The sequence below is a fragment of the Promicromonospora sp. Populi genome (assembly GCF_041081105.1).
Taxonomy (GTDB): Bacteria; Actinomycetota; Actinomycetes; order Actinomycetales; family Cellulomonadaceae; genus Promicromonospora.
Window position 1 is genome coordinate 3,194,084 of record NZ_CP163528.1, and the last position, 26,564, is coordinate 3,220,647.

Consider the following 26,564-nt stretch of genomic DNA (forward strand, 5'->3'; position numbering starts at 1 on the left):
CGCATGCTCGCCGCCTACGTGACTCGCTTCTCGTCCGACAGCCCGCTCGACGGCCTGGAGGTCGGTGACCGCCCCGAACCCGAGGCCGCACAGCACTGGACCACCGTGGACGTCCGGGCCGCGAGCCTGAACCACCACGACCTGTGGTCGCTGCGCGGCGTCGGCTTGCGCGAGCAGCAGCTGCCGATGATCCTCGGTACCGACGCCGCAGGGGTGGCCCCGGACGGGTCCGAGGTGATCGTGCACGGCGTCATCGGGGGCGACGGCCACGGCGTCGGGCCGGAGGAACCGCGTTCGCTCCTCTCGGAGCGTTACCCCGGGACGCTGGCCGAGCGGGTGGCGGTGCCGACGGCGAACCTGGTGCCGAAGCCCGCCGAGCTCTCCTTCGAGGAGGCCGCGTGCCTGCCCACGGCGTGGCTCACCGCGTACAACATGCTGTTCACGGCCGGCGGCCTCACCCCGGGTGACCGCGTGCTGGTGCAGGGCGCGGGCGGCGGGCTCGCGACGGCGGCGGTCACGCTGGGTGCGGCGGCCGGCCTGGAGGTCTGGGTGACGTCGCGGTCCGCCGAGAAGCGGGAGCGGGCCGTCGCGCTGGGCGCGGCGGGCGCCGTGGAGACCGGTGCGCGCCTGCCCGCGCGGGTCGACGCGGTGCTGGAGTCGGTGGGCCAGGCGACATGGTCCCACTCGATCCGCTCGGTCCGCCCCGGCGGCTCGGTGCTGGTCTGCGGCGCGACGTCGGGTGATGCTTCCCCGGCCGAGCTGACCCGCATCTTCTTTCAGGAGATCCGCGTGCAGGGCGTCACGATGGGCTCGCGCGAGGACCTCGGCGCGCTCGCGCGGTTCTGCGCCCGGACCGGTGTGCGCCCCGCGATCGACGCCGAGGTGTCGCTCGCCCGGGCCGCCGACGGTATGGCCCGGCTGAACGAGGGCAGCCAGTTCGGCAAGGTAGTCGTCCGGCCCTGAGCCGCCCGTTCACTTACAGGCCAGTCAGCAAGTTCCGCCGAAACCCTTGACCTGGCTCACCGGGTCCGCGACTCTGGCTCCAGAGAGCGCTCTCTCGCCCTCGCCCATGTGCACTACCGACGTTCGAAGGAGCACGTCCGATGCGCAGACACCTACGCCTGCTCGCGGCGGCCGCCACCGCCGCATCCCTCCTCACCCTGGGTGTGCTCACCCAGGTCACCACCGCAGCAGCCGCCGACGCGCCGCTCTCCCAGGGCCGGACGGTCACCACGTCCAGCACCGAGTTCGACTGGAGCACGGGTGCCAACGCCGTCGACGGCGACCCGGGCACCCGCTGGTCCAGCACCGCCGCCGACAACCAGTGGATCCGCGTCGACCTGGGTTCCGTCCAGGCGATCGACCGGGTGGTCCTCGACTGGGAGGCCGCGTACGCGTCCGGCTTCCGGATCGAGACGTCGGCCGACGGCGCCGCCTGGTCCACCATCTACTCCACCACCACCGGCACGGGCGGGGACCAGAACCTCGACGTCGACGGCAGCGGCCGCTACCTGCGCCTCTGGGTCACCCAGCGGGCCACCCAGTGGGGCGTCTCCCTGTGGGAGCTGCAGGCCTTCGGCCCGGGCGACGTGCTGCCCGGCGACACCTCCCTCCTGTCGTACAACAAGGCCGGCAGCGCCTCCAGCTCGCAGCACGACGGCACGTGCTGGCTCTGCGCCGCCGACAAGGCGCTCGACCTCGACCCGGCCAGCCGCTGGGCCGTCAGCCCCGACACGGGCTGGGTGGACGAGGGCTGGATCGCCGTCGACCTCGGTGCGGCCGCGCACATCAGCAGCGTGGTGCTGCAGTGGGACCCGGCGTTCGCCACCGCGTTCGACATCGAGGTGTCCGACGACGGCACCACCTGGCGCACCGTGCACACCACCACGGGCGGTACCGGCTTCAAGCAGACCATCCCGCTCGACGCCGACGGCCGGCACGTGCGGGTGCACATGCGCGACCGGAGCGGCCCCTACGGCTACTCGCTGTGGGAGTTCCAGGTCTACGGCACCGGTGGCGCACCCAACACGCCGCCGGCCGAGCCCGCCGACCCGGACTTCGACAACCTCGAGCTGGTGTGGAGCGACGAGTTCAACGCCGCCGCCGGCACCCCCGCGAACGCGAGCAAGTGGACCATCGACCCCGGCCTGCCGGCCAACAACGAGCTGGAGGTCTACACCCCGAGCGGCAACGGGTTCCACGACGGCCAGGGCAACTTTGTGCTGGAGGCCCGCCGCGAGGACAACCAGGGCCGGCAGTACACGTCGCACCGCATGAACACCTCGGGCACGTTCAACACCCAGTACGGCCGGTTCGAGGCCCGGGTGGAGCTTCCCGAGGGCCGGGGCCTGTGGCCGGCGTTCTGGATGATGGGCTCCGACTTCCTGGACGGCCGTCCGTGGCCGTACAACGGGGAGATCGACATCATGGAGTTCATCGGCCAGGACCCGATCAACGCCCACTCCACCCTGCACGCTCCGGCGTACAACGGCGGCAACGGCTACGGCGGGGCGTACACCCTGCCCGACGGCTCGAAGATCTCGGAAGGCTTCCACACCTGGGCAGCCGAGTGGGACAGCGAAGGCATCCAGTTCTCGCTCGACGGCCGTGACGTCTTCTACGCGGACCGGGACACCGTGGAGTCCACCCGAGGCCCGTGGGTCTACGACCACGACTTCTACATGATCCTCAACCTCGCGGTCGGCGGTGACTGGCCCGGCCCGCCGGACGCCACCACCCCCTTCCCGTCCCGCCTCCTGGTGGACTACGTCCGCGTCTATCAATAACCAATAGCCCCTCCCTTTGTTGTGGGCGCGATCGTTGCGGTCAGAACGGGCACTTTCTCGCAACGATCGCGCCCACGACAAAGCACCTGGGTGAGGGGGTATAACTGGGTCGGTGCATCCTGAGCGTTCTGGACGGCCCACGCTGGAGGTTGTGGCCTCCGTTGCCGGGGTCTCGCGCGCGACCGTGTCGCGGGTGATCAACGGAGTGCCCACCGTGGACCCCGAGATCGTCGAGATAGTGAGCCGGGCGATCGACGAGACCGGCTACGTGCCGAACCTCGCGGCCCGGTCGCTGGTGACCCGCCGCACCGGTTCGGTGGCCCTCGTGGTGTCGGAGCCGCCCGAGCAGCGCTCGCCGCTGCCGTTCCTCGAACGCCTCTTCACCGACCCCTACGTGGGCCGGGTGACCGCGGGCGCGCAGACGGTGCTGCGGCCCCGCGACATCCACCTCGCGATCATCCCCGCCGACCCGCCCGCCCACGACCAGGTGGTGCGGTACGTGCGGCAGGGGCACGTGGACGGGGTGCTGCTCATCACGTCCAGCTCGGCCGACCCGCTGCCCGCCCGGCTGGCGGCGCTCTCCGTGCCGCTGGTGCTCTCCACCCACACCACCCTGCCAGGGGTCGCCTGGGTCGACCTGGACCAGGCCGCCGGGGGGCGGCTCGCCGCCGAGCACCTCGCCGGGTCCGGCCGTACGCGGCTCGCGATGGTCGCGGGGCCGGACGACGCGCCCTTCGGGCACGCGCGGCTCCAGGGGTTCCTGGCGGGTGTGCGCGCCGTCGGGCTGGAGCGGCCCGAGGTGGTCACCGCGGACTTCACGCGCCCCGGCGGCGAGGCCGCCGCCCGGGCGCTGCTGGCCGCCCGGCCCGACGTCGACGGCGTCTTCGCGGCGAACGACCTCATGGCCGACGGCGTGTCGACCGCCCTGAGGGCCGCCGGCCGGGACGTGCCCCGCGACGTCGCGGTGGTGGGGTTCGACGACTCCAGCGTCGCCGCCCAGGCCCACCCGCCGCTCACGACGGTGCGGCAGCCCGTCGAGGACATGGCGGCGGCCATGGCGCGCCTGCTGCTCGATGCTCTCCGACAGGCCGAGGAGCCGGGCGGGTCCGAGACGTTTGTGCCCGAGCTCGTGGTGCGCGCGTCGGGCTGACGCCCGCCCCCTTAACCGGTCAGGAGAACCGGCGCGAGAACTCCTCCACCAGCGTGGGCCCGGTGTCGCCGATGCGCCACACGCTCCAGCCGTCAGCCGTGTACGAGCCCGACGCCGCAGTAGCGGCCGAGTCCGGGTGTCGGTAGCGGATGCCGTTGGCCAGCTCGATGGAGCCGTCCGGCAGGAGCACCGCCTCGAAGTGCTGGTTGCGCCGCGGCCGCGACCACACGATCCGGGTGGGTGTGCCCAGACTGCGCGCGAGCGCCTCGAGGTCCGGGTCGTCCTCCTCCTCGAACAGCATCGGGGTGCTGGCCCGGATGCTCTCGCCCGGCGGCACGGGACGGGCCGGTGCCTCGGGCGCGCTCGACGGGTAGGGGTCGCCTGTGAAAGCGGGCTGCCCGTAACCGTCGTCGGGGCCGGTCATGTATCCGCCGGACTCCCAGGGGCTCTGCTGCGTGGCGACCGGCGCGGCCGTGTCCGCGTAGGACGACTCGTACCCGGGCTGCTCGGCATAGCCGTAACCGCCCTGGTCGCTGTAGCCGCCGCCCGCCTCCGAGGAGTACCCGTACCCCTGCACGGCGGGTGCGAAGGTCGACTCGGTGCTGTACGCGGGTGCCGGGTTGTACCGGGGCTGGGTCTCGTCGAAGTCGATCGGGTCGTTCGCCGGCTGCTCGGCGTACGCGGGCGAGTCGTCGTAAGACGGCGGCTGCCACAGGTTCTCCTCCGCCTCCGGCTGCGGCGCGGGCGCCGGCGGGTACACCGGTCCCGCGGCCGGGGTCGGCTCCGAGGGTGCGTAGGCCGACGCCGGCTCGTCCGGCTGGGCGGACGCCGAGAACCGGTCGGTGCGCGAGCGGCGTCGCACGGACGGCGTCGGCTCGGCCGGGGTCTCGGTGCGCGCCGGGGCGGCGACGGTACCCAGCGAGGACCGGCTCGCGGCCAGCCGCGGCGGGGTGCTCGGCGTCGGGCGGGAGTCTTCGGGGCGCGCGGGGGCGGCCGGGCTGATCGGCGTGCGCTCCCTGCTCGGGGAGCTCGGGGCGCTCTGGCTCGGGGCGCTGGGCGGCGGGGGCGGAACATCGGACGCGGCGGCCTGGGCGCGACGGCCCGCCCGGGTGCCCGAAGCGCGCTCGGACGTGCCGCGCGGCGTGCCCCCGCGCAGGCTCGATCGCAGGCCGGTCGCGGCGTTGGTCGCTCCGGCGGGCGGGTTGTCGGCGCCGTCGGCCCGGTCCGACGACGCCGCGGGCCGGGCCGCGCGCTCGGAGCGGGGCTGGGGCGCCTGCGCGACCACCGGCATCTTGCCCGTGAGCGCGTAGCCGACCTTGACCCCCTCTTCGAAGGCGTCCTTGGGGGCCGCGGACCCACCCGCGACGCCACCGGTGACACCCGTGTCCATCGAGGTGCTGACCGAGCCCTTCAGCGAGCTCGTGATGGTGCCGCCGATCGGCGCCGACTTCCCCGCGGGCAGACCGGGCGGAAGGTGCACCACCAGCGGAGAGACGTCGAGGAACTTGCGGCCGTCGTTCGAGTTCACGACGCCCATCTTCAGCACCTCGACGGGCATCGTGGGCTGCCGCAGGAAGTCGACGGCGTTCAGGATCTCGTCGGGTGCGTTCTGGCAGATGATGATGAGCCGCGCGCCGTTGCCGCTGTTCTTCCCGGCCTGCGTGCGCGTGATGGGCACGGTGTCGTAGAACGCGGCGACGTCGTGCTGGAACGAGTTCGCCCCGCCGCTGTAGCGCGCCGCGAGATCCGCCCGCGTCAGCCGCCCGGCCGCGCCGGCGTGGTCGAGCGCCTTGGCGAGGTTCGCCCGGTCGAGGTCGGCGACGAGCTCCACCACGACGGGCGAGCCCGAGGCGTCGAGCGCGAGCAGGTGCGGCTCGTCCGGGCCGGAACCCTGCGCGATCGGGAAGACCTCTTCGCCGAGCAGCCCGTCGATGTGCGAGTCGACCACCTGGTTGGCCGTCGTCTTCAGGCCCGGTTCGGCGCCGTCTGGACCGTTGGCGGACGTGACGAGAAGCGGCCGCTGGGTATCGACCTCGAACAGTGGCATCTCGTGATCTCCCCGGGGTCCTGCGGCATCGGTCCGCCTTAGCCTAAAGGTCGGGGGCAAGAGACCGGAAACACGCCGGTGAAGGTGTGGTGTGCCTTGCCCTTCCGGACAACTCGGTCAGGCCCTCCCGAGGGCCCCGTCAGGAGTGGCCGGTCTCCGACTGCTCGTCGGCCAGGCGCTCCTCGACCCGGGCGATCTTGCTGTCGATCTGGCCGGCCGGGGCGCCCGGGCGAATGTCCGCCTTGATGACCAGCGACACGCGGTGCCCGCCGCGCGCGACGGAGTCGGTAGCGCGCTGGATCACCGGCATCACCTCGTCCCAGGACCCTTCGATCTCGGTGAACATCGAGGTCGTCCGGTTCGGGAGCCCGGACTCCCGGACGATGCGGACGGCCTCGGCCACCTGGTCGGCGACGGACTCGCCTGCGGTCATGGGGGCGACGGAGAACGCGAAGACAGCCATGTGCCCATACTGCCCCCTGGCGCGCGCCGGTTCGACGCGCACTTGTCACGCACTACCCGCACAACCCTTGTTCATAGGGTTTCAGCGTGATCTCACCGAACCCGCGCGATGCCCGGATCGCTGTTGTCGGAGCCGGCCCCGGCGGTCTCACCTGTGCCCGGATCCTGCAGCGGCACGGTCTGGCCGTGACCGTGTATGACCGCGACGCCGGCCCCGAGTCCCGGGACCAGGGCGGATCGCTCGACCTGGACACCCACGACGGCCAGCACGCCCTGCGCGAGGCCGGCCTGATCGACGGATTTCACCGCCTCTCCCGCCCGGAGGGCCAGGAGTGGCGCTTCCTCGACAAGCGCGGCGTGCTGCGCTCCCGCAACGTCCCCGCGGCGGGCGACACGAGCCGCCCGGAGATCGACCGCGGGCAGCTCCGCGGGCTCCTGCTGGACTCCCTGGCCCCCGGCACGGTGCAGTGGGGCACGCGGATCACCTCGGTCACCGCCACCGGGGAGCTGCACCTCGCCGACGGTTCTGCGGTCCAGGCCGACCTGGTCGTCGGCGCGGACGGGGCGTTCTCCCACGTGCGGCCCGTCCTGTCAGCCGCCACCCCGCTCTACACCGGCAACACGTTCCTCGAGGCTCATTTCGACGACGTCGAGCGCCGTCATCCCGAGATCGCCGAGCTCGTCGGGAACGGCAACGCCCACGCCGGCGACGGCAGGCGCGCGCTGTTCGCCCAGCGCAGCAGCGGCGGGCACATCCGCGTGTACGCCCTGCAGCACGTCCGCGCCGACTGGATCGCCGCGGCGGGACTGCGGATCGACGACACGGAAGCCATCCGCAGCCACCTCGACAAGACCTACTCCGGCTGGTCGCCCCGCATGCGCCGGCTTCTCCTCGACAACGACGGCCCGTACGTCGACCGGCCGCTGTACGCGCTGCCGGTGCCGCACATCTGGGCGCAGAACCCGTCGGTCACGCTGCTCGGCGACGCGGCGCACCTCATGCCGCCGATCGGTGTCGGCGTCAACCTCGCCATGCTTGATGCCTGCGAGCTGGCGCTGGCCCTGGCCCGCTCGGCCACCGTGGCCGAGGCAGTCGCGGCCTACGAGCGGACGATGCTGCCGCGCTCCAGGAGTCATGCCGCGAACCTGGAGGGCGCCCTGGACAGCCTGCTGGGCTGACCGGCTCCAGACGTAGGCTCATCTGGTGAACGTCACCCTTCTCGCGGGCGGGGTCGGCGGTGCGCGGCTCGCGCACGGCCTCGATCTTGCACTCGGCGCGGTTCCGAACAGCACCCCCACCAGCACCCCGCACCAGGCCGACAGCCCGGCCCTGACCGTCGTCGTGAACGTCGGCGACGACACCGAGCTCCACGGCCTAGCCATCTCCCCCGACATCGACACCGTCCTGTACACCCTCGCCGGGCTCAACGACGAGGACCGCGGCTGGGGCCTGCGCGGCGAGTCCTACGCGACCCTCACCGCGCTGAAGGACCTCGGCGAGGACACCTGGTTCACGCTCGGCGACCGCGACCTCGCCACCCACATCGTGCGCACCGCGCGGCTGCACGACGGCGAGCCGCTGTCCGCCGTCACGACGCACCTCGCCCGCGCGATGGGCGTGGGCCCACGGGTCCTGCCCGCCACGGACGACCGGCTCGCCACCCTCGTCGACACCCCGTCGGGCCGGCTCGGGTTCCAGGAGTACTTCGTGGGCCGCCAGCACGCGGACGCCGTGCTCGGCCTGCACTTCGACGGGGCCGACGCCGCCAGTCCGGCCCCCGGTGTGCTCGACGCGCTGGCCGCCGAGCTCGTGGTGATCGCGCCGTCGAACCCCTTCCTGTCGATCGAGCCGCTGCTGGCGGTGCGCGGGGTCCGCGACGCGCTCGCCACTGCCCCAGGCCGGCGCGTCGCGGTGAGCCCGATCGTGGGCGGGCAGGCGATCAAGGGCCCGGCCGCGCAGATCCTGGAGTCCCTCGGGCACGAGGTGTCCGCCCTGGGTGTGGCTCGGATCTACGCGGACCTGGTGGACGTCATGGTGATCGACGAGCGCGACGCGGCCCTCGCGGGCCCCGTCGCCGACCTCGGCCTGGCGGTGCACGTCACCGACACGATCATGGGCGGCCCGCCGGGCCGCGAGCGCCTGGCCCGCGAGCTGCTGGCGCTGGCGTGACCCGCACGGTCCCGGCGCAGGTCCGGGGCACGACGGCGGTGGTGCCGCTCCGGGACGGCGTCTCCGGCAAGTCGCGGCTGGCCGCGGTGCTCGACGCCGGTGCGCGGCGCCGGCTCGTGCGGGTGCTCGCCCGGCACGTGGTGACGACGCTGCTGGCCGCCGACGGGATCGAGCGGGTGGTCGTGGTGACCGCCGACCCGGTCTTCACGCGGGAGACCCTGGCGAGGCTCGACGTCGAAGTGCTGGAGCAGCCCGCCGACCGCCCGGGCCTGAACGCCGCCCTGGAGCACGCCCGGAGCGTGCTGTCGGCAGCCGGCCCCGCCGACCCCGCCAGCCCTGCCGCGCCACAACGCCTCCTCATAGCGCACGCCGACCTACCCGCCCTGACCCCGGCTGACGTCAATGCGATCCTCGCCGAGGACGCCCCGGTGGTGATCGCGACGGACCGCAACCGGTCGGGCACCAACCTCCTGCTCCTCCCGTCAGCTGCTCTTCCCTTCGAGTCCGAGGTTTCTCCGCTTTCAGGGCCCGCAAAGCGGAGAAACTTCGGGTTCGAAGGGGAGGCGCCGGCCGACCGGGCCACGTTCGGTTTTCGGTTCGGCGTTGGGTCGCTCGCGGCGCACCTCGACGAGGCGGACCGGCTCGGGCTGGGCGCAACCGTCGTGCAGCGGCCGGGCACCGCCGTCGACCTGGATACCGCCGACGACTGGTCGCAGCTCCCCGACGAGGTCCGGGCCGCGGTCGGTGCGCAGGTGCCTGGGCTGCTGTAGCTCGCGGCTGGTCGCCCTGGGGCAGAGACCTACCCGGGGCGGTGCCTATCCGGGACGGTGACCGGCGGCGGCGACCGCCGCGCGCAGGCTCCGGATCGCCTCCGGCAGGCGGGCGTCGGCCAGGTTCCCGTACCCGACCACGAGCACGGCCGACCTGGCCGACGGCGCCGCCTGGTACCGCCGCAGGTCGGTCAGCGCGACGTCGCGCGCGGCTCCCTCCCGGACGACGTCGGCGGCGTCGATCCCGGCCGGCTCGATCCCAGGCAGCTCGATCCCGGTCAGGTCGACCGTCACGTGCATCCCCGCCGCGATCCCCCCGACCCGCGCGCCGGGCAGCTCACGGTCGAGGGCCGCCAGGAGCGCTGCCCGGCGTCGGGCGTAGCGGGTCCGGGCCGCACGCAGGTACCGGGCGTACGCGCCGTCCGCGACGAACCGCGCGAGCGTGAGCTGGTCCAGCGTTGCCGGGCCAGGCGTGGGCCCGCGGCGAATGGACACCTCCAGCACCGCGGCTCGCCACCGCTGGGGCACCACCATCCAGCCGATCCCGAACGCGGGCGACAGCGTCTTGCTCGTCGAGCCGAGCAGCAGCACCCGGTCCGGGTCGAGCCCCTGCAGCGCGGGCACGGGTCGGCGGTCGTAGCGGAACTCGGCGTCGTAGTCGTCCTCGATCACCAACCCGTCCGCCTCGCGCGCCCAGGCCAGCACCTCCGCGCGCCGGGTGTCGGACAGCGCCACGCCCAGCGGGAACTGGTGTGCCGGGGTGAGCAGCACGGCGCGGGCGCCCGTGCGGGCGGCCTCCGCACGCAGCCGTTCCGCGGAGATCCCGGCGTCGTCCACCGGTACCGGGACCGGGACGAGGCCGGCCGCGGCGGCGACGTCGCGCAGCGCGGCCCAGCTCGGGTCCTCCACGAGCAGGTGTGTGTGCCCGGCGTCGGACAGCGCCGCCGCGATCCGCGACATACCGTCCACGGCACCCCGGGTGAGTACCACTGCGGCGTCGGGCGCCGAGACGATCCGCGCCCGGCGCAGGTGGGTCGCCACCGCCGCGCGGGCCGCCGGGTGCCCGGCAGGCGGCTGCCCGCCCAGGTCCTGGTTGGTCGCCTCCGCGAGCGCGTCGCGAGCCGCCCGTAGCCAGGCCTCGCGGGGTACGTGCCGCAGGTCGGGCACGCCGGGTGCGAGGTCGTGCGTCGCGCGGTCCGGCGCCCGTTCCAGTCGGGGCCGGACCGGGCGACCCGGACGCGCGGGCGGCGCATCCGCCCGGGTGGCCGCGCCGCCGTCGGGCACGATCGCCGCGACCCTGGTCGCGGAGCCGGTGCGCGCATCGAGGATCCCCTTGCCCACCAGGTGTCCGTACGCCTCGGTGACCACCCAGCGGGAGATGCCGAGCGCGTCGGCGAGTGCCCGGCTGGGCGGCAGCGCCGTGCCGGGCGCGAGGCGACCCGAGGCGATGTCCTCGAGGAGCGCGCCCTCCAGGCGGTGCCGCAGCGCGCCCGGGCCGGGTGCGAGCACGATGAGCACCTCGTCCGCGGAATTGGTCTGGTCCGCCGTCATGGCATTGGACCGTAGCACCAGACCGATTGCTGCCTAGCGTGGTAGTTGCCGGGCGGGAGACCCCCGGGATCAAGAACCGGCCGAAGGAGCAGAACATGCAGTACCGCACGCTGGACAACGGGCACACGTCGTTCGAGGTCTCGACGCTGTGCCTCGGCACCATGTGGATGGGGACCCGGACCGACGAGGAGACGTCGTTCGCGATCCTGGACCGGTTCGTCGAGGCCGGGGGCACGTTCCTCGACACGGCGAACAACTACAACTCCTGGGGCGAGGGGTACGGCCGCGACTCCGAGGACGTGCTCGGCCGCTGGCTTGCCGCGCGGGGCAACCGGGACGACCTGCGGATCGCGACCAAGCTCGGCGCGGCGAAGAAGGACCCGAACCTGCCGCTGTCGAACACAGCACCCACCAACTACCAGGGCCTGGCCGCCTCGACGATCGACCGGGAGGCGCACGAGAGCCTGCGCCACCTGGGCATCGACCACATCGACGTGCTGTACGGGCACGTGGACGACCGGGAGACGCCGCTGGAGGAGACGGTCGGCGCGTTCGGCAAGCTGGTCTCCGACGGGGTAGTCGGTATCCCGGGCATCTCCAACGTCGCACTGTGGCGGGTCGTCGAGGCCCGGGAGGCCGCCGCGCGGCTGGGGGTGGCGCCGTACGGCGCGGTGCAGCAGTGCTACAGCTACGTGTACCCGCGCCCCCAGCCGATCCGGACCAACTGGGCCACGCCGGAGCTGCTGGACTACGCCCGGTCCACGGGTACGGACGGACGCCCAGGGCTGACGGTCATGGCGTACTCCCCGCTGCACCAGGGGGTGTTCGTGCGAGACGACAAGCCGTTCTACGACGGGTCGGACCACGCGGGGTCGCGCGAGCGGGTCAGGGTGCTGCGCGCGGTCGCCGCGGACCTCGGGGCGACGCCCAACCAGGTGGCGCTCGCGTGGCTCCTGGGCAGCGAGGTGCCCGTGGTCCCGGTGTTCGGGGCCAGCTCGGTGGCCCAGCTCGACGAGGCGCTGGGCGCGCTGGACCTCGTGCTGGACGACGACGTGCGGGCACGGCTCGACGCGGTGTGACGTCGGCCGGCCCCGCCGACCGTAGGTGTGGTCGCTCAGCGGAGCGACCACACCTGGGTTGGACGTCGGATGGCCACTCCGTCCCAGGTAGGAGCGATATCCACCAGGCGGGTGATCCGTGTCGGGGCCTCCGCCGACAGGATGGGAGCACAGCCGAGACGAAGGAGACTCCCATGGATCGCACAACCCGCCGGGCGGCCCTCGCCCTGAGCGCGACCCTTGCGCTCGCGGCGCCGCTGGTCGCCGCAAGTTCTGCGCAGGCAGTGAGCACGGAGGCATCGCCGACGGCGCCCGCGGCAGCCACCAGTCCCGACTCCGTGTACGCCCTGGTGGCCGACGCCGCCCGCGCGGCGCAGCGGGATGTCGCGGGGAACCGGGCGCTGGCGCACGGCCCGCAGACGCCGACCGGTTCTGCGCTCGACGCCGCCGTGGACGCCCTCGTGGCCGACGGCGCGGTAGCTGTGACGGCGCGCGTGGAGAACGGGCGCCACAGCTGGAGCGGTGCGGCCGGGACCCGGGAGCGCACCGGTCATGCACCGGCCAGGGAGCGCGACCGGTTCCGCGTCGCGAGCAACACCAAGCCGATGATCGCGACGCTCGTGCTGCAGGAGGTCGAGAAGGGCACCTGGACCCTCGACACCCCGGTCGAGGACGTGCTGCCCGGCGTCATGCCGGCGGGTGTGACGATCGAGCAGCTGCTGAGCCATCGCTCCGGCGCGGCGACCGCCACCGACTGGATCATCGCCTCGCGGATGACCGACCTGAACTCGTGGGACGAGCTCTTCGCCGTGATGGGTCAGGAGGTCACGACGGCCGACCACATCACTGCCCTGCAGTCCGCGCCCTGGGTGAACGAGCCGGGGGCCGCGTACTCGTACTCGAACGCCGGCTACGTGGTGCTCGGTCTGATGCTGGAGGAGGTCACCGGGCGCAGCGTCGAGAACCTGCTGGAGCGTCGGGTGTTCGCCCCGGCCGGGATGCGGCAGAGCGACTACCCCGACGACCCCGGGACGCGCGGCCCGTTCCTCCGTGAGTCGGCCTACACGGGCCCGGAGGGCGCCGGCTGGTACGACCTCGACCACTTCGACCCCAGCCTGTTTGCCGCTGCGGGCGCCGTCACCAGCACCACCGAGGACCTCGCCGACTTCACCGAAGCCCTGGTCACCGGGCGCCTGGTCGACGAGGAGACCACCGCCGACATGCTGGAGCCGCGCACCATCGGCCAGGAGGGGGCGCCCGAGTACGGCCTGGGCGTCTACCGCATCCCGGACCCATGCACCCCCGGGGCCTGGCTCTACGGGCACGACGGGGCCTCCTACGGCACCATCTCGATCAACCTGACGTCGCCGGACGGCGCGCGGCAGGTCTCCGTCGGCATCACGGGGCGCGACGTCGTCTACCCGTTCTTCACCGACGAGCCGCTCTACGACCCGTCCGAGCTGTTCGAGGAGATGTTGACTCAGACCTGTTGAGGGTTCACTCCAACCACTCTGTCTCGAACCGGTCGTTGGCGTGGACGTGGACCGCCTCGTAGAGGTCGGCGCCCAGGGTCCGGAACTTGTGCGGCACCATCGCCTCGACCACGAGGATCTGGCCACCCACGGCCTCGAACTCCTCGCCGGCCACGGTGAACAGCGCCCGGCCGGACCGGATCACGAAGGTCTCGGAGTAGGGGTGCCGGTGCAGCCGCGGCCCCGTGCCGTCCTGGGCCACCCGCTCGAAGATGATCGACACCTCTGATCCGTGGAGGTACCCCTCGAAGTTGCCGTGCGGCAGCGTTGCCTGCTCGATCGCCTGGAGAGTCATGCACCCCAGGCTGGCGGGCACGCTGCCGGGCGGCAACCGAATTCGTGGCCCGCCGAAGGGCGCCGGGCAAGGGCCGACAATGGGCCCATGGAATTCCAGGACGTCGTCCGCAAGCGCCGGATGCACCGCAGGTTCACCGGCGAGCCAGTCCCGGCCGAGGCCGTCGACCGCATCACCCGTAACGCCGTCCGCGCCCCGAGCGCCGGGTTCAGCCAGGGCTGGGCGTTCGTGGTGCTGGACACGCCCGAGGACCGCGATCGGTTCTGGACGGCCTCCACGCCCGACGACGCGGAGCACGACCCGTCGACCTGGCTCGACGGGATGCGCACTGCCCCCGTGATCGTCCTCGCGCTCGCGTCCAAGGCCGCCTACCTGCGGCGGTACGCAGAGCAGGACAAGGGCTGGACCGACCAGGACGAGGCCCGCTGGCCGGTGCCGTTCTGGCACATCGACGTCGGCATGGCGTCGCTGCTGATGCTGCAGACCGCCGTCGACGAGGGCCTGGGCGCGTGCTTCTTCGGCGTCCCGCCGGAGCAGGTCGGCTCCGTCCGGGCCGAGCTGGGCATCCCGGACGAGTTCGAGATCACGGGCGTCGTAGCGATCGGGCACCCGGCCGACGGCGGCGCAAAGGGCTCGCCCACCCGCCGCAAGCGCAAGCCCCTCGACGAGGTAGTGCGCCGTGGCGGGTGGTGACGCCTCCGTGCCATTCAGGGCGATCCAGGACCACCGAATCACCCGGTCAGTTTCGCCCGACGGCGGCTCCCCGCTCGGGAGTCGTGGCAGGATCCGGGCGTGATCGAACCAACTGCTGACGTCTCCGTCCAGCGCGTCTTCGAGGCCGAGCTGCACCTGACGACGTCGGACTACCGCGCGGGCCTGGAGCGGCTACCCACCCTCAACGCGATCCGCTTGGCGATCGTGATCGTCGGACTCGCCGCCACGGTGCTGGTCCTCATCGAGCTCGAGTCCACCGAGACGAGATCCGAGATCCCCATGTGGTGGTTGGCGGTCATCGTTCCCTGCTTCGCCATGGGGTTCTACCCTGACCTGCTCGCCTGGCTCATGTACCGCACCTCCCCGTTCCGGGAGGGCGCGATGGTCCGGCTCGACGCCGAGGGAATCGTCTACACGGGCCGGCAGGCCACGCTGTCGTACGGATGGCCGCTCGTCGGGAAGGCGTTCGAGACCCGATCGGCCTTCCGCCTGGTGGCCGGCGTGGGCGTGTCGGCAGCGATCTGCGTCCTCCCGAAGCAGATGTTCCCGCATGAGGACCATGCAGCGATCCGCGACCTCATCACGACCAAGGTCGGCAGGCTCCGCCGCCCCTGGGGGACTACAGCCGTTCCGCAATGACCTCCAGGAGGGACTTGCCCTCCACTCCCATCAGGTCCAGTGCCTGGGTGCGGCAGGAGAAGCCGTCGGCCAGGTAGGTGGTCCCGGGGGCTGCCTTCCGCAGCGCGGGCAGCAGCGCGTTCTCCGCTACCGCCACCGACGTCTCGTAGTGACCCTTCTGCATGCCGAAGTTGCCGGCCAGGCCGCAGCAGCCCGCGAGCACCTCGACCTGCGCGCCGCCCTGCTTGAGCAGGTTCTGGTCCGCCTCGAACCCCATCACGGAGTGCTGGTGGCAGTGCGGCTGGACCACCGCGGTGATGTCGGCCAGGGAGGGCAGCTCCCATTCGTCCGGGGTGTCGGACGACGTCAGCAGCTCGGCGGGCGTGCGTGTCATGCGGGCGACGGCCTGCGCGCGCGGGTCGTCCGGGAACAGGTCGAGCAGGTCGGAGCGCAGCACGGCCGTGCACGACGGCTCCAGCCCCATGATCGGGATGCCGTTCACCGCGTACGGGCCGAGCACCTCCAAGAGCCCCAGCAGACGACGCCGAGCGCCGTCGAGCTGGCCGGTCGAGATCCAGGTGAGGCCGCAGCAGGCCTGCTCGTCGGGCACGATCACGGAGTACCCGGCCTTGGTCAGCACCTTCAGCGCCGCCTGCGGGACCCCGGGCGAGAGCGTGTCGCTGAACGAGTCGGTCCAGAGCACCACCTTCGGCTTGGTCGCGAGCCGGGCCGCCGTCGCGCCCTCGCGCCCGGGTACCCCCAGCCCCTCCTCGTCCGTGACCTGCAGGCCGGGGACACCGTGCGTGGCACCGCCGCGGGCCCACCACTGCCGGAACGGCACCTCGGCGAACTTCGGCATCGACCGGCGGGTGTCCATGCCGCCCGCCCACAGCACCGCCTTGCCGATCCACTTGACGCCCAGCAGGCCGTTGACCAGCTCCGGCACCGCCCCGGCGAGCCGGGCCCAGCGGGGCAACCAGCCCAGGGCGTAGTGGTCCACGGGGCGCAGCTTGCCGCGGTAGGTCCGGTACAACACCTCCGACTTGTACTGCGCCATGTCGACGCCGGCGGGGCAGTCGCTGGAGCACGCCTTGCACGACAAGCACAGGTCCAGCGACTCGCGGACCTCGGGCGCCGACAGCCCGCCGACCAGGGTCCCGTTCATCGCCTCCTGCAGCACGCGGGCGCGGCCGCGGGTGACGTCCTTCTCGTCCTTGGTGGCCTGGTAGCTGGGGCACATGAAGTCGCCAGACGCGTTCGACCCGGAGTGGTCCACCCGGCACTTCCCGACGCCGACGCAGCGATGCACCGCCGTCGTCAGGTCGTTGTGGTCGTGCGAGAACGAGAAGCCCTCGTACCCGGACGTGCGCCGGACGCCGTGCCCGGAGCCCTTCCCGACCAGCGGCAGCTTGGTGCGCACCGGGGCCGCGGCCGGGCGACGCAGGTCGACGTCCACGGCCCGTGGCCGCACGACGACGCCGGGGTTGAGCAGGTCCTTCGGGTCGAACAGTGCCTTGAACTGCTCCATCAGCGCTATCGCCTCGGGCGAGTAGATCAGGGGCAGCAGCTCGGACCGGGCGCGCCCGTCGCCGTGCTCGCCGGACAGGGAGCCGCCGTAGCTCGCGACGAGCTCCGCGGCCTCGATCATGAAGGTGCGCAGCACCGACCCCGACGTCTCCAGCGGGATGTCGATCCGCAGGTGCACACACCCGTCGCCGAAGTGCCCGTACGGCAGGCCGTCCACGCCGTAGCGGTCCATGAGGGCCTGCAGGTCACGCAGGTACGGCCCCAGCTTCTCGGGCGGCACCGCCGAGTCCTCCCAGCCGGGCCACGCCTGCTCCCCCGCGGGCGTGCGGCCGGCGAGGCCGGCGCCGTCGGCGCGGATCTGCCACATCTTGGTGGCGTCCGGGCCTGCCGCCAGCACCACGGAGTCCAGCGCCGTCGACGCCGCCACTATCGCGTCGGCCCGGCCCAGGGCCTCGGCCTGCGACGAGCCGCCGACCTCGATCATCAGCCAGCCGGCGCCCGCGGGCAGCGCGGGCACCGACGAGCTGCCCTTGGCCCGCCGGACGACGTCGACCAGCCGCGCGTCCAGCCCCTCGATCGCCAGCGGCTTGTGGTCCAGGAGGCGGGGTACGTCGTCGGCGGCCGTGGCCATGTCGGGATAACCGAGGACGGCGAGCGTGGGCGCGCCCGGTGTCTCCACCAGGTTGAGCTCCGCCTCCAGGACCGTGACGAGCGTGCCCTCCGTGCCCACGAGCGCGCGGGCCAGGTTCGAGCCGTTCTCGGGCAGGAGGTGCTCCAGCGAGTAGCCCGAGACCTGCCGGCCGAACCGGCCGAACTCCGTGCGGATCAGGGCCAGGTTGTCCCGGACGAGGTCCTTGAGGCCTGGGACGGACTTGAACTCGGGGTCGCCGGAGCCCGCGGTGAACCGCCGCCCGGCGCCGTCGACCACCTCCAGCGAGACCACGTTGTCGGCGGTGCGCCCGTACGCGACCGCGTGCGGGCCGCACGCGTTGTTGCCGATCATGCCGCCGAGCGTCGCGCGGTTCTGGGTGCTCGGGTCGGGGCCGAAGCGCAGGCCGTGGCCCTTGGCCTGAGCCTGGAGGGTGGACATGACGGTGCCCGGCTGGACCCGGGCCGTGCGCCGCTCCGGGTCGATGCTCAGCACCCGGTTGAGGTGCCGCCCCAGGTCGAGCACAACCCCGGGGCCCACCGAGTTGCCGGCGACGGACGTGCCTGCGCCGCGTGCTGTGATCGGCACCCCGAGCTCGCGCAGCACACCGAGTGCGGCAACGACGTCGTCGACGCTCTCGGGGAAGAGCACCCCCTCGGGGACCACCCGGTAGTTCGACGCGTCGGTGGAGTACTCGGCGCGGCGGCGCGTGCTGGTGTCGACGACGCCGTCCACGACCGTGCGCAGCGCGTCCGCGACCGCCTCCCGGGCGGCCTCGGCGGCATGATCGGCGTCCCGCCGCGCGGCCTTGCGCCGTTCCTCGCTCTCGCGGCGGAGGCGTTCCGCCTCGACGGCGGCGCGGGCCTCGGCCTGCTCGCGCGCGGTGCGGGCGGCCTCGGCGTCGGCGTCGGTGTGGGTCATACCGCCGCCGTTCATGCCGGTGCCGTTCATGCCATAGCGGGTCGAGGCGTCGTTGGTCTGCGAAGGCACTCAGCGATTCTTGCACCACCGGGGCGAGAATCCGGTCAACGTCCGCCCACTCGTCGAGTGCGGGGTATCTGTGGGGTCGGCGGTCGCTGACCCCACAGATACCCCGCACTCGACTACAGGCTGGTCAGGCTTCGAAAGTTACGTCCAGCGTGATCTGGTCTACGCCGGTCAGGGCCTTCGAGATCGGGCAGCCGGCCTTGGCGGCCTCGGCTGCGGCCTTGAAGCCCGCCTCGTCGATGCCCGTGGCGAACCCGCGCACGGTCAGCGCGCTCTTGTTGACGCGGACGCCTCCGGCCGGGTCCGGCCCGAGCGTCACGACGGCCGAGACCTCGATCTGCTCCGGCGTGCCACCTGCGAGACCCAGCTCGTTGGTGAACGCCATCGTGAAGCAGGACGAGTGCGAGGCCGCGAGGAGCTCCTCGGGGCTGGTGACGCCCTCGGCCTCGTCGGCGATGCGCCGCGGCCACGACACGTCGAACGTGCCGACGCCCGACGACGAGAGCTCGACCTGTCCTGACCCCTCCTGGAAGGTGCCGTTCCAGGCGGTGCGGGCGGTACGTGCTGGCATGGTGCGCTCCTTGTAGTCAGATGGATCTGGTGAAAGCGATTTAGCCCCCTGCGTGCCAGACCCTACGACGCCCACCTGACTGACGCGCCACCGTTGCATCACGATGTCCGTCACCTGCCGTAACGTGCAGTTACGGTGCGAGGTCGAGCAGCTCCTCGTCGACGGCTATGACGGTCCAGGTGCCGCCCTCCCCGTCGGTGAGGTTGTAGGCCGGGACGATCAGCACCGTGTTGTCGGACAGCCGGTAGCGCACCTCCGTGAGCGACGCCGACTCGATGGTCACGTCCTCGACGGGCCACGGGATCGCGCCGTCCAGCGCGGGCGCGTCCCAAGCGGGCGGCTCGCCCGCCGGCCGGGAGCCCACCGCGCCGGCGAACCGGGGGTCACCCAGGCGCTCGACGGCCGCCACCTCGCTGATCACCGGGTACGTGCCCAGGAGCCGGCTCTCGGACGCGGTGTCGACGCGCACCTGTGCCGTCCTCGGCACGTCCGACAGCCCGGCGCCCGCGTGGAACACGAGCCTTGTGGCGGCTGACAGCTCGCCGTCCGCGTCGGACCGCTCAGCATCCTGCAGAGCCCCGGCCTCGGCCGCGACCTCCGGGCTCGGCTCGCCCGGCTGCCCCAGGATCGTCGGCGGGGGTTCGCCGGCCGCGATCTCGGGACCGGACTCGGTACCGGCCCCGGTGTCCGCCACCATGGATGCCGGCCCCACCCCCGACTCCCCCGCCAGGTAGCCGCCGCCACCGGCCGCGACGATCCCGGCCACCGCTGCCGCGACCAGCCACGGCGTCCGGCGTCGATGGCGCCGCACCGCAAGCTCGTCGCGCTGCTCGGGCTCGGCAGGCTCAGGCTTGGCCGGCCCGGGTCCAGCAGGCTCGTGCCCGGCCGGCCCGGGCTCCGCGATCAGGGCGTCGACCTTGGCCCGGAGCACACCCTGGACCGGATCGGGCGCGTGCTTTGCTGGGTCCGCCGCCGCCAGGCGGTCGAACGCCGGATGCCCCAGTCGCTCGTGCTCGTTCATCGCAGTCCCTCCGTGCCGTGCCCGGCAGTACGCCGTCCACACCCTCTACATGTGCTCATGCGTCCACCGCTTGCTCGTGGGCGTCCCACGCGTCACGAAGGCGCGCCCGCGCGCGGGACAGGGCGGCGTCCGCCCCACCCCTGGATACACCCAGCACCTGGGCGAGATCGTCGCCCGACAGCCCGTCCCAGGCGACGAGCAACAGGATGCGCCGGTCGCGCGGAGCCAGCCGGGACAGCACCTGGCGCACTGCGTCGTCGGTGACGGCCAGCATCGCGGGGTCGACGTCGTCCGGCTCGTCGGGAACTATCGCGACCGGCAGCGCCCGCATCTTGCGCCGGTGGTTCGCCAGCACGTACCCGGCGGTGCGGTACATCCACGGCAGCTCGGCGCCGTCGGGCACGTCGTCGCGCCGACGCCACGCGATGGCGAGCACCTCTGCGGCGAGGTCCTCGGCGTCGGGGGCGCGGCCGCCGTCGGGCAGCCGGCGCACAAAGTACGAGTAGAGGGCGCGCGAGTGCGCGTCGAAGAGCGCACTGAACCAGCGTTCATCGTGCGCCCAGCCAGTTCTATGCTCCACGCACCCACTCTGTCGCGAACGTCGCCCCCCTTGCACCCCAAACGTGGGTGATCGGCAAAATGTCAGGTGATCGGCAACTTGAGCTGCCGATCACCTGACATTTTGCCGATCACACCAAGTAGCTCAGCAGGCGCCGAGGTCTACCCACACGCCCCACTCGCCCGTGGTGCCGGGCGTCTCGTTCTGGGTCCACCACTTGGCGCGCCACTCGTGCCCGGCGTGCGACACGGTGCTGCCGTTCGTGTAGATCGCCGAGGCGCTCCAGGCGGCCGACGTGCAGGCACCCGGCGGGTCCGTCGGGGGATCCGTCGGCGGGTCGGTCGGCGGGTCGGTCGGGTCGGTCGGGCCGCCGCCTTCCACGGGCCCCGGCGCACCAGTGCCGAGCACACCCTGCAGCGCCCCGGTGAGCTCGCCGGACCGGTCACCGGACAGGTCCCACCACATGGCCCCGCCCAGGCCCTGCGACCGGATGTACTGGGCCTTGGTCGTCACGGACTGCGTGTTGTCGTACGACCACCAGGTGTTGCCGTCGTGCCGCCAGGCGGCGCCGAGGTAGGGGTCGTAGTAGCCGGTGCCGGAGTTCTTGATGACGTCGTAGTCGTTGATGCCCGGCTCCCACTGGCCCGAGGCCGCGCCGGTAGCGGTGCCCCACGGGGTGGACGACGTCGCGCCGGACCAGCCGCGGCCGTACATGGCCAGGCCGAGGCCGAGCTGCGCGGGGTCGACCCCGTTGTCCACGTACGTCTGCACTGCGAGGTCGGCGCTGAACTGCCGTGCGGCGGCCCGCGGGTCGGCGGGGTCGTCGTAGAGGTTGCCCTGGTGCCCGGTCAGCGTCGGCTCCCAGGCGCCGTGCAGGTCGTAGCCCTGGACGTTGCCGAAGTCGAGGGACTCGAAGATCTCGGGGTCGTTCCAGCCGCCGTCCTCGACGTCAGCGGGGTTGGCCGGCAGGAACGCGGAGAGCTCGTAGTCCTTGCCCGTCGTCGCGCCCAGCGCATCGAGCTGCTCGCGGAACTCCGCGAGCAGAAGCTTGAAGTTGCGTGCGTCGTTCACGGGGTCGACGTGGTTGCCGACGTTGCCGTTCGGCGAGCCCGGCCACTCCCAGTCGATGTCGAAACCGTCGAAGACACCGGCGGCGGCACCAGCACCACCGCGGCCGTCGATGACCGGCAGGTTGCCCTTGATGAACATGTTGATACAGCTCGACACGAACTTCTGACGCGAGGCGTCAGTGGCCGCGGCGAGCGAGAAGTTCTTGGACCAGGTCCATCCGCCGATGGACATCAGCACCTTGATGTCGGGGTGCTTCGCCTTGAGCTGCTTGAGCTGGTTGAACGAGCCGGCCAGGGGCTGGTCCCAGGTGTCCGCCGCGCCGGAGACCGAGTTCGCCGCCGTGTAGCCCATGCCGTAGTCGGCCCAGGCGTCGCCGGCGCCGTCGGACCCTTCAGGGCCGGTGCCCTGGGCCTTGTTGGCCTCGAAGCACTCGAGGCTCTGGTTGTGGATGTTCGCGAAGGCGTAGTTGATGTGGGTCAGCTCGTCGGCAACACCCGACGTGTCGATCTGCTTGACCTGGTAGCCGCGTCCGTACACGCCCCATTGCGTGAAGTACCCGACGCTGCGGAAGCCATTGATTGCCGAGGTGCCGGCGGTCGCCGCGGGCTCTACCTCTGCCGCGTTCGCCTGGTTCATGCTCGCGCCCACGATTGCGGCGGAGGCTGCCACGGCCAGTGCGGCCGCCCCCGCGAGGACACGTCTGGTGAACCGTCTCTTACCCGACGTTGGAGCGTAGGTCGGTCCCATGTGCTTCCCTCTCGTCTGCGGCCTCTCCGGCCGGCGTCCTCCTAAAGTAAGGACACCTCGCATAACCGGAAATGAGGGAAAACCCCTACGTATCTGGACATTCACTGAGCAATTTAACCCGCTCGGAACTCTCGCGGAGTTACACCGAAAACCCGGCGGAAGGCCCTGGTGAACGTCGTGGCGTCATCGAACCCGCAGGCATATCCGATGTCGGCGACGGTCCGCAGGTCAGCCGGGTCCGCCAGCCGCTCAGCCGCGGCCCGGAGCCGCACCGCGCGCAGATGCTCCCCCGGTGTGGTGCCCAGCGCCTCGAACAGGTCGTAGAGCCGACGCCGCGACACGTAGTGCCGGCGCGCGATCCCGTCGACGTCGAGCGTCGGTTCGGCCGCGTTCTCCCGCACGAAGTCGAGCACCGCGACCCGCAGCCCGTCCGGCGTCCGGGGCAGCACGGGCGCCGTCGCGAAGGAGGACCGGAGCATCGCGACGGCCAGGTCCCGGGCGACGACGGCGGCGTCGGCCACCCAAAGGTCAGCACCCACGCCCCCCGGCACCTGACCGGCCACAAACCCGAACAGCGTCCGCGCCGCCGCCAAGCCGGGCACGGCGAGCCGACGTCGGGCCGCGTCCAGCAGATCGCGCGGCAGTCCCAGTGAGGACCGCGAGACCTGCACGATGAGCTGCTGCTGCCCCGGGGCCGAGTAGTCGAGGTAGTACGGCGCATCGGTCGCGTAGACGGAGACGGACCCGCTCCGGACGGCGACTCGCTGGCCGCCCGCACACACCAGCCCGGTCGCGGACCGCTGCAGGGACAGGTGCAGGTCGTCGCTCCCGGCGTGCGCCGCGAGCCGGGCGGACCGCTCGGCGCTGGTGCCGGACGTCGTCACGAGCGACACGGACAGCCCCGCGTCCAGGGCCGCGTGCGCCATCCGGCCGTGGAAGGCGGGCTCGAACCCGAGGCAGTTCAGGGGCACGAAGCAGCTGCTGACGACGTCCTCCCACGCGTCCGCGGTCTCGACCTCGAGAACTGCCACCGTGTGCCTCCATGCACGCGCTCCCCCGCTTCCGGGAGCACTCTCGGTGCTGGGGATGCTAGTGCACAAAACGCCGACGGCGGCAGGGGTGCGCGCTGTTAGCGTCCGAAGCGAGGCACCTGCACAGAAAGGCGGAAACAATGGCGTTCTTCGATCAGGCGGGCTGGGACGGCCGCGCATACATCGGCGGCTGGGTCACTACGGGGAGCACTGTGGACGTGGTCTCCCCCGCCACCGGCGAGAAGCTGGCGACGGTCGCTGAGGGCTCGGCCGCCGACGTCGACCAGGCAGTCACGCTGGCCGTGGCGGCGCAGCACGACTGGGCGGGCCGACCCGCCGAGGAGCGGGCGACGATCCTGCGCAGGGCCGCGGCAGCACTGGAAGCCCACCAGGACGTGCTGGTCGACTGGCTGGTCAAGGAGGCCGGGTCCGGCCAGGGCAAGGCCGCGTTCGAGCTGGGCCTGGTCGCCGCCGAGCTCCACCTCGCGTCGGGCACGGCCACCATGCCGTACGGGCAGCTTCTCGCCTCGGGTCACCCCAGGCTGTCGCTGGCCCGACGCCGCCCCGTCGGGGTGGTCGGCGTCATCGCCCCGTTCAACTTTCCCGGCATCCTCGCTATGCGTTCGGTCGCGCCCGCGCTCGCCCTCGGCAACGCGGTAGTGCTCAAGCCCGACCCGCGCACCTCGGTGGCCGGCGGCCTGTTCCTCGCCGCTGTGCTGGAGGAGGCGGGCGTTCCGGCGGGCGTGTTCAGCGTGGTCCCGGGCGGGGTGGCGGCCGGCACGGCGCTGGTCGAGCATCCGCGGGTCCCCGTCATCTCGTTCACGGGCTCCACCGCGGCGGGGCGCAAGATCGGCGAGACGGCCGGGCGGCTGCTCAAGCGGGCCCACCTGGAGCTCGGCGGCAACAACGCGCTGGTGGTGCTGCCCGACGTCGACGTCACCGCCGCCGCGTCCGCCGGAGCCTGGGGCTCGTTCCTGCACCAGGGCCAGATCTGCATGACCACCGGGCGGCACCTGGTGCACGAGGACATCTACGACGAGTACGTGGGGATCCTGGCCAAGAAGGCTGCGGCGATCCCGGTGGGCGACCCCGCGACGGGCGCCCCGCTGGGCCCGCTCATCGACGCGGGCCAGCGCGACAAGGTGCACTCGATTGTCACGGACTCCGTGGCAGCGGGCGCGACGCTCGCGGCCGGCGGCACGTTCGACGACCTGTTCTACCGGCCCACCGTGCTGTCCGGCGTACGCCCGGAGCACCGCGCGTTCACCGAGGAGATCTTCGGTCCGGTCGCCCCGGTGCTGCGGTTCGACTCCGTCGACGAGGCGATCGACCTGGTCAACGCCTCCGAGTACGGCCTGTCCGTGGCGGTCCTCAGCGGCGACGCGTTCGGGGCGTTCGAGCTGGGCGACCGCATCAACACCGGCGTGCTGCACATCAACGACCAGACGGTGGACGACGAGGCGCCCGCCCCGTTCGGCGGCACCGGCGCCTCCGGGACCGGCGCCCGGTTCGGCGGCCACGAGGCCAACATCGAGGCGTTCACCGAGACCCAGTGGGTCACGGTGCAGTCCCAGATCCAGCGCTACCCGTTCTGAGGAGCAGGGGATGACGACGGTCCGCGAGGCAGCGCTCGACGTGCTGCGCGCCCACGGGATGACCACCATCTTCGGCAACCCCGGCTCGAACGAGCTGCCGTTCCTGGCCGATCTCCCAGACGACTTCGAGTACGTCCTGGGCCTGCACGAGGGCGCGGTGGTCGGCATGGCCGACGGCTACGCGCAGGCCTCGGGCCGGCGGCGTTTGTGAACCTGCACGCGGCGGCGGGCACGGGCAACGCGATGGGCGCGCTGACCAATGCCGTCGTGGCGCACAGCCCGCTGGTGATCACCGCGGGGCAGCAGGTCCGGGACCAGGTGGGCGCCGAGGTCATGCTGGCGAACGTCGGCGCGCCGGAGCTGGCCCGGCCGCTGGTGAAGTGGTCGGCGGAGCCGCTCGCGGCCCGCGACGTCCCCCGCTCCATCAGCCAGGCCGCGCACCTGGCGGCCCTGGCGCCCGCCGGGCCCGTGTACGTCTCGGTGCCGTACGACGACTGGGCGCAGGACGCCGGGGCCGCCGCCGCGCACCTCGCCGCGCGGCACACGAGCACGGCCGGCGGCCTGCCGCCCGAGACCCTGGCGGAGCTGGTCGCCGCGCTCGACACGGCCCGCAGCCCCGTCCTGGTGCTGGGGCCCGACGTCGACACGGCGCAGGTCCGGGCCGGTGCCGAGATCGGCGTCGTACAACTTGCCGAGCGGCTGAGCGCGCCGGTGTGGATCGCGCCGTCGGCGAGCCGCTGCCCCTTCCCCACGCGGCACCCCGCCTTCCGGGGTGTGCTGCCGGCGTCGATCGCCGGCATCGCGCGAGCCGTTGCCGGGCACGACCTGGTAGTCGTGATCGGCGCACCCGTGTTCCGGTACCACCAGTACGAGCCGGGCGACTACCTGCCCGAGGGCACCCGCCTGCTGCACATCACCTGCGACCCGGGCGAGGCGGCCCGGGCACCGATGGGCGACGCGATAGTGGCCGACATCGGGCAGGCGGTGCGCGCGTTGTCAGACGCCGTAGCGCCCGCGGCCCGGCCGGCCCCCGATCCGCGCGACCTGCCGCCCGTGCCCGACGACGACGGCTCGGGCCGGCTGGATCCCGCCACCGTTCTGGCCGCCGTGGCGCAGGGGGCGCCGCACGACGCGATCTTCGTCAAGGAGTCCACGTCCACCACCGCGATGGTGTTCGACCACCTCGACCTGACCCTGCCGGGCAGCTACTACTTTCCCGCCGCGGGCGGGCTCGGGTTCGGGTTGCCCGCCGCCGTCGGGGTGCAGCTCGCCCAGCCAGGACGGCGGGTGGTCGCGCTGGTCGGCGACGGCTCCGCCAACTACGGCATCACCGCCCTGTGGACGGCGGCGCAGCACCGGGTGCCGGTGGTCTTCGTGATCCTGAACAACGGGACCTACGCGGCGCTGCGCTCGTTCGTCAACCACATGGGGGTCTCGGGCACACCCGGGATCGACATCCCTGGGATCGACTTCGTCGCCCTGGCCCAGGGATACGGGGTCTCGGCGCGGCGGGTGTCCGACGTCGGACAGCTGCGCGAGGCCCTGGCCGAAGCCCTGGCGAGCGAGGCACCCACCCTGATCGAGGTTCCGACCACACCGACCGACCCGTTGGCGCCGTGAGCTAGCGCGAGCGGGCCATCCCACAAAGGAGTG

At 72.6% G+C, this 26,564-nt stretch carries 23 protein-coding genes; 13 read left to right on the top strand and 10 right to left on the bottom strand.

Annotated elements, in window-relative coordinates; all coding sequences use genetic code 11:
* The first annotated feature begins 3 nt into the window (after positions 1 to 3).
* The 3 genes from AB1046_RS14415 (at position 4) to AB1046_RS14425 (ending at position 3,936) form a co-directional block, all read left to right on the top strand.
* Positions 4 to 963, top strand: a complete 960-nt coding sequence (locus AB1046_RS14415) for a zinc-binding dehydrogenase (protein WP_369369997.1) — start codon at positions 4 to 6, stop codon at positions 961 to 963.
* 140 nt (positions 964 to 1,103) lie between these two features.
* Positions 1,104 to 2,786, top strand: a complete 1,683-nt coding sequence (locus AB1046_RS14420) for a discoidin domain-containing protein (protein ID WP_369369998.1) — start codon at positions 1,104 to 1,106, stop codon at positions 2,784 to 2,786.
* 151 nt (positions 2,787 to 2,937) lie between these two features.
* The gene (locus tag AB1046_RS14425; protein WP_369369999.1) at positions 2,938 to 3,936 is read left to right on the top strand and encodes a LacI family DNA-binding transcriptional regulator; all 999 of its coding nucleotides are present in this window, start codon (positions 2,938 to 2,940) and stop codon (positions 3,934 to 3,936) included.
* A gap of 19 nt (positions 3,937 to 3,955) precedes the next feature.
* Here the strand turns inward: AB1046_RS14425 and AB1046_RS14430 are convergent, their stop codons facing one another.
* Positions 3,956 to 5,983: a hypothetical protein gene (locus tag AB1046_RS14430; protein ID WP_369370000.1), complete on the bottom strand. Its 2,028-nt coding sequence runs from the start codon at positions 5,981 to 5,983 to the stop codon at positions 3,956 to 3,958.
* 139 nt (positions 5,984 to 6,122) lie between these two features.
* Positions 6,123 to 6,446, bottom strand: a complete 324-nt coding sequence (locus tag AB1046_RS14435) for an MTH1187 family thiamine-binding protein (protein WP_369370001.1) — start codon at positions 6,444 to 6,446, stop codon at positions 6,123 to 6,125.
* A gap of 86 nt (positions 6,447 to 6,532) precedes the next feature.
* On the opposite strand from AB1046_RS14435, the gene AB1046_RS14440 reads away from it, so the two are divergent.
* The 3 genes from AB1046_RS14440 to AB1046_RS14450 are packed head-to-tail and all read left to right on the top strand — an operon-like array spanning position 6,533 to position 9,385.
* On the top strand, positions 6,533 to 7,624 hold the full coding sequence (locus tag AB1046_RS14440; protein WP_369370002.1) for an FAD-dependent oxidoreductase: 1,092 nt from the start codon (positions 6,533 to 6,535) through the stop codon (positions 7,622 to 7,624).
* Between the two features lie 25 nt (positions 7,625 to 7,649).
* On the top strand, positions 7,650 to 8,615 hold the full coding sequence (cofD, locus tag AB1046_RS14445) for a 2-phospho-L-lactate transferase (protein ID WP_369370003.1): 966 nt from the start codon (positions 7,650 to 7,652) through the stop codon (positions 8,613 to 8,615).
* The gene (locus AB1046_RS14450) at positions 8,612 to 9,385 is read left to right on the top strand and encodes an NTP transferase domain-containing protein (protein WP_369370004.1); all 774 of its coding nucleotides are present in this window, start codon (positions 8,612 to 8,614) and stop codon (positions 9,383 to 9,385) included. The genes cofD and AB1046_RS14450 overlap by 4 nt, the downstream gene beginning before the upstream one ends.
* A gap of 45 nt (positions 9,386 to 9,430) precedes the next feature.
* On the opposite strand, the gene AB1046_RS14455 is transcribed toward AB1046_RS14450, so the two are convergent.
* Complete coding sequence (locus AB1046_RS14455; protein ID WP_369370005.1) at positions 9,431 to 10,936, bottom strand: PLP-dependent aminotransferase family protein; 1,506 nt, start codon at positions 10,934 to 10,936, stop codon at positions 9,431 to 9,433.
* A gap of 95 nt (positions 10,937 to 11,031) precedes the next feature.
* On the opposite strand from AB1046_RS14455, the gene AB1046_RS14460 reads away from it, so the two are divergent.
* Both AB1046_RS14460 and AB1046_RS14465 read left to right on the top strand, forming a co-directional pair.
* Positions 11,032 to 12,015, top strand: a complete 984-nt coding sequence (locus AB1046_RS14460) for an aldo/keto reductase (RefSeq protein ID WP_369370006.1) — start codon at positions 11,032 to 11,034, stop codon at positions 12,013 to 12,015.
* Positions 12,016 to 12,188: 173 nt separating this feature from the next.
* A complete protein-coding gene (locus AB1046_RS14465) occupies positions 12,189 to 13,487 on the top strand; it encodes a serine hydrolase domain-containing protein (RefSeq protein ID WP_369370007.1) in 1,299 nt (432 codons plus the stop codon).
* A gap of 4 nt (positions 13,488 to 13,491) precedes the next feature.
* Here AB1046_RS14465 and AB1046_RS14470 read toward each other — a convergent pair whose 3' ends face one another.
* Positions 13,492 to 13,821, bottom strand: coding sequence for a cupin domain-containing protein (locus AB1046_RS14470; RefSeq protein ID WP_369370008.1), 330 nt, complete (start codon positions 13,819 to 13,821; stop codon positions 13,492 to 13,494).
* Positions 13,822 to 13,908: 87 nt separating this feature from the next.
* Here AB1046_RS14470 and AB1046_RS14475 point away from each other — a divergent pair, with 87 nt between their 5' ends.
* Both AB1046_RS14475 and AB1046_RS14480 read left to right on the top strand, forming a co-directional pair.
* Positions 13,909 to 14,514, top strand: coding sequence for a nitroreductase family protein (locus AB1046_RS14475; RefSeq protein WP_369370009.1), 606 nt, complete (start codon positions 13,909 to 13,911; stop codon positions 14,512 to 14,514).
* Positions 14,515 to 14,613: 99 nt separating this feature from the next.
* The gene (locus AB1046_RS14480; protein WP_369370010.1) at positions 14,614 to 15,174 is read left to right on the top strand and encodes a hypothetical protein; all 561 of its coding nucleotides are present in this window, start codon (positions 14,614 to 14,616) and stop codon (positions 15,172 to 15,174) included.
* Here AB1046_RS14480 and AB1046_RS14485 read toward each other — a convergent pair.
* From AB1046_RS14485 to AB1046_RS14510, 6 genes are all read right to left on the bottom strand, one after another.
* Positions 15,155 to 18,265 (bottom strand): FAD-binding and (Fe-S)-binding domain-containing protein, encoded by a 3,111-nt coding sequence (locus AB1046_RS14485; RefSeq protein ID WP_369375723.1) that lies wholly within the window; start codon positions 18,263 to 18,265, stop codon positions 15,155 to 15,157. The genes AB1046_RS14480 and AB1046_RS14485 overlap by 20 nt on opposite strands.
* 178 nt (positions 18,266 to 18,443) lie before the next feature.
* Entirely contained in the window at positions 18,444 to 18,887 is a 444-nt protein-coding gene (locus AB1046_RS14490) for an OsmC family peroxiredoxin (protein WP_369370011.1), read from the bottom strand.
* 130 nt (positions 18,888 to 19,017) lie between these two features.
* Complete coding sequence (locus AB1046_RS14495) at positions 19,018 to 19,908, bottom strand: hypothetical protein (RefSeq protein WP_369370012.1); 891 nt, start codon at positions 19,906 to 19,908, stop codon at positions 19,018 to 19,020.
* A 55-nt stretch (positions 19,909 to 19,963) separates the two neighbouring features.
* A complete protein-coding gene (locus AB1046_RS14500; RefSeq protein ID WP_369370013.1) occupies positions 19,964 to 20,488 on the bottom strand; it encodes an RNA polymerase sigma factor in 525 nt (174 codons plus the stop codon).
* A 123-nt stretch (positions 20,489 to 20,611) separates the two neighbouring features.
* On the bottom strand, positions 20,612 to 22,174 hold the full coding sequence (locus tag AB1046_RS14505; protein ID WP_369370014.1) for a glycosyl hydrolase family 18 protein: 1,563 nt from the start codon (positions 22,172 to 22,174) through the stop codon (positions 20,612 to 20,614).
* 224 nt (positions 22,175 to 22,398) lie between these two features.
* The gene (locus AB1046_RS14510) at positions 22,399 to 23,316 is read right to left on the bottom strand and encodes a helix-turn-helix domain-containing protein (RefSeq protein WP_369370015.1); all 918 of its coding nucleotides are present in this window, start codon (positions 23,314 to 23,316) and stop codon (positions 22,399 to 22,401) included.
* A gap of 140 nt (positions 23,317 to 23,456) precedes the next feature.
* Between AB1046_RS14510 and AB1046_RS14515 the strand changes: the two genes are divergently transcribed.
* Genes AB1046_RS14515 through mdlC form a run of 3 tightly spaced genes read left to right on the top strand, consistent with a single transcriptional unit; the run spans position 23,457 to position 26,531 of the window.
* Entirely contained in the window at positions 23,457 to 24,911 is a 1,455-nt protein-coding gene (locus tag AB1046_RS14515) for an aldehyde dehydrogenase family protein (RefSeq protein ID WP_369370016.1), read from the top strand.
* 10 nt (positions 24,912 to 24,921) lie between these two features.
* Positions 24,922 to 25,122 (top strand): thiamine pyrophosphate-binding protein, encoded by a 201-nt coding sequence (locus AB1046_RS14520; protein ID WP_369370017.1) that lies wholly within the window; start codon positions 24,922 to 24,924, stop codon positions 25,120 to 25,122.
* Positions 25,119 to 26,531 carry a benzoylformate decarboxylase gene (gene mdlC, locus AB1046_RS14525; RefSeq protein WP_369370018.1) on the top strand — a complete coding sequence of 471 codons (1,413 nt, stop codon included), beginning with the start codon at positions 25,119 to 25,121 and terminating at the stop codon, positions 26,529 to 26,531. Before AB1046_RS14520 ends, mdlC begins: the two co-directional genes overlap by 4 nt.
* The last annotated feature ends 33 nt before the right edge of the window (positions 26,532 to 26,564 follow it).

Excerpts from the sequence above, each read along its gene's own strand:
- AB1046_RS14415 (WP_369369997.1), top strand. The coding sequence starts at position 4 with ATGCTCGCCGCCTACGTGACTCGCTTCTCGTCCGACAGCCCGCTCGAC.
- AB1046_RS14420 (WP_369369998.1), top strand. The coding sequence starts at position 1,104 with ATGCGCAGACACCTACGCCTGCTCGCGGCGGCCGCCACCGCCGCATCC.
- AB1046_RS14430 (WP_369370000.1), bottom strand. The coding sequence starts at position 5,983 with ATGCCACTGTTCGAGGTCGATACCCAGCGGCCGCTTCTCGTCACGTCC.
- AB1046_RS14435 (WP_369370001.1), bottom strand. The coding sequence starts at position 6,446 with ATGGCTGTCTTCGCGTTCTCCGTCGCCCCCATGACCGCAGGCGAGTCC.
- AB1046_RS14455 (WP_369370005.1), bottom strand. The coding sequence starts at position 10,936 with ATGACGGCGGACCAGACCAATTCCGCGGACGAGGTGCTCATCGTGCTC.
- AB1046_RS14460 (WP_369370006.1), top strand. The coding sequence starts at position 11,032 with ATGCAGTACCGCACGCTGGACAACGGGCACACGTCGTTCGAGGTCTCG.
- AB1046_RS14465 (WP_369370007.1), top strand. The coding sequence starts at position 12,189 with ATGGATCGCACAACCCGCCGGGCGGCCCTCGCCCTGAGCGCGACCCTT.
- AB1046_RS14470 (WP_369370008.1), bottom strand. The coding sequence starts at position 13,821 with ATGACTCTCCAGGCGATCGAGCAGGCAACGCTGCCGCACGGCAACTTC.
- AB1046_RS14475 (WP_369370009.1), top strand. The coding sequence starts at position 13,909 with ATGGAATTCCAGGACGTCGTCCGCAAGCGCCGGATGCACCGCAGGTTC.
- AB1046_RS14485 (WP_369375723.1), bottom strand. The coding sequence starts at position 18,265 with ATGAACGGCGGCGGTATGACCCACACCGACGCCGACGCCGAGGCCGCC.
- AB1046_RS14490 (WP_369370011.1), bottom strand. The coding sequence starts at position 18,887 with ATGCCAGCACGTACCGCCCGCACCGCCTGGAACGGCACCTTCCAGGAG.
- AB1046_RS14495 (WP_369370012.1), bottom strand. The coding sequence starts at position 19,908 with ATGAACGAGCACGAGCGACTGGGGCATCCGGCGTTCGACCGCCTGGCG.
- AB1046_RS14505 (WP_369370014.1), bottom strand. The coding sequence starts at position 22,174 with ATGAACCAGGCGAACGCGGCAGAGGTAGAGCCCGCGGCGACCGCCGGC.
- AB1046_RS14515 (WP_369370016.1), top strand. The coding sequence starts at position 23,457 with ATGGCGTTCTTCGATCAGGCGGGCTGGGACGGCCGCGCATACATCGGC.
- AB1046_RS14520 (WP_369370017.1), top strand. The coding sequence starts at position 24,922 with ATGACGACGGTCCGCGAGGCAGCGCTCGACGTGCTGCGCGCCCACGGG.